This window comes from Pseudomonas sp. K5002, from assembly GCF_013386655.1.
Lineage (GTDB): Bacteria > Pseudomonadota > Gammaproteobacteria > Pseudomonadales > Pseudomonadaceae > Aquipseudomonas.
On the sequence record NZ_JACARK010001569.1, the window covers coordinates 1 to 468 of the forward strand.

General features: G+C 65.6%; 1 protein-coding gene. It reads left to right on the forward strand.

The window, feature by feature from the left end:
* Nucleotides 1-442, forward strand: a 442-nt coding sequence (gene recR, locus HX846_RS37990; RefSeq protein ID WP_178967554.1) for a recombination mediator RecR, incomplete at its 5' end; no start/stop codon positions are given.
* Between the last annotated feature and the right edge of the window lie 26 nt (nucleotides 443-468).

Below are 468 nucleotides of genomic sequence, written 5' to 3' on the forward strand. Positions count from 1 at the left end.
TGGCCACTGCCGCCAGTGCCGCACCCTGACCGAGGAAGAGCTGTGCCCGCAATGCGCCGACCCGCGTCGCGACGACACGCTGCTGTGCGTGGTCGAAGGGCCGATGGATGTCTACGCGGTGGAGCAGACCGGTTACCGCGGGCGCTACTTTGTGCTCAAGGGCCACCTGTCGCCGCTGGACGGGCTGGGGCCGGAGGCGATTGGTATTCCGCAACTGGTGACGCGAATCGAGGAGCAGGGCACGTTCGTCGAGGTGATCCTGGCCACCAACCCTACGGTGGAAGGCGAAGCGACGGCCCATTACATCGCCCAGCTGCTGACCAACAAAGGCCTGATTACCTCGCGCATCGCCCACGGCGTGCCGCTGGGGGGCGAGCTGGAACTGGTGGATGGCGGGACCCTGGCGCATTCGTTTGCCGGGCGTAAGCCGATCGCCCTGTAACAAACACCGCAGGACAAAATGTGGGA